Annotated in this window: 1 pseudogene; it reads right to left on the minus strand. The window is 67.0% G+C overall.

The window, feature by feature from the left end:
- Positions 1-1,409, minus strand: a pseudogene (locus AB0M47_RS42750) (hypothetical protein); the annotation flags it as partial.

A 1,409-nucleotide genomic window follows, 5' to 3' on the forward strand; every position in this document is an offset into this window, starting at 1 on the left:
ACCCGGCCGAGGCTGTCGTAGGTGTACGCCTCAGCGCCGATCGCGATCTGCTGCCCGTACGCGTCGCTGGTCAGGTTCTGCGTCGTGGACCCGGTGACGGTGGACTTCAGGGTTCCCCGCGCCGTGTAGGTGTAGGTCGTCGACCCGTCCCCGACCAGCTGATCACGTTCGTCGTACACCATCGCCTTGGCACCCAACTGGGTGCGGTTACCGGCGTTGTCGTACGTGTACGTGGTCGTGGTGGTGCCGTTGTTCCACGACGTCAACCGGCCGGCCCAGTCATAGCCGTAGGTGTGCGCCGCCGACCCGGCGAACCCGCTGGTGGTCTTCGACGTCTCCCGGCCGTCCAGGTCATAGCCGTAGCCGACCGACGCCACCACCGCCCCGGCCGACGTCTTCAGCGTGTCCGACGTCAACCGGCTGGCATTGTCATAGCCGAAGTTGCGGGTGTCGCCGGTGGCGTAGGTCGCCTTCGTGACCCGCGACAACCCGTCATAGGTGTACGCGATCGTCTGCCCAGTAGAGGCGTCGGTCACCCCGGACAGCCGGTCCACCGTGTCGTAGGAGTAGGTGCTGGTTCCGGCCGCGTCGGTGCGCCCGGTCACCAGGCCGTCGCCGTTGTAGGTGAAGCTCGATCCACCCGACGGACCCGCAGCGGTGGCCAGTAGCCCACGGTCGTTGTAGGTGAACGTGTCCGTGCCGGTGCCGGCCTTCATCGACGTGAGTTGACCGGCCAGGTCGTAGCCGAACGTCCGGTCGGCGGTGACCGCCTCCGCCCCGGAACCGGTCTGGCCGGTGAGGTTGCCGACCGTGTCATACGTGTTGGTGACGACCACCCCGCCGGGTTGGGTCTGCTTGACCGGCTGCCCGGCCGCGTCGTAGGAGATCGTCCAGGTGCGGTCGTTGGGGTTGGCGGTGGTCGCCGGTTCGATCTGCGACTCCAGCAACCCCCACGCGTTGTAGGTCGACAGGTGCTTGTTGCCCCGCCCGTCGGTGTAGCGGGTCCGATGCCCTTGCAGGTCGTAGCCGAACGACGTGGTGATCGACGCCGTGGCCGAGATCGGCTGGGTCTCCCCGGTCACCATCCCCGTCGCGTCATACGTGAACGACGTCGTGTGCCCCAACGCGTCCGTGGTGGACACCTGGTTGCCGTTGCCGTCGTACGCCGCGGAGATCTTCGAGATCAACGCACCCGTCGAGTCGTACGCCTTGGCCGTGATGTTGTTGCCCGGCTCGTCATACACCGTCGTGCGCTTCGACCCGTCCGGTGCGATCACCGCCACCGTCCGGCCGAGATAGTCGTACCGGTATTGGGTGGCGTTGCCGGCCGCGTCGGTCGCCGCCGTCGTGTCACCCGCCGAGTTCGTCGTGTAATTGATGTACGACCCGGACGGCTGCGTCACCTTCTG

Source organism: Hamadaea sp. NPDC051192, assembly GCF_040682475.1.
Classification (GTDB): Bacteria; Actinomycetota; Actinomycetes; order Mycobacteriales; family Micromonosporaceae; genus Hamadaea; species Hamadaea flava.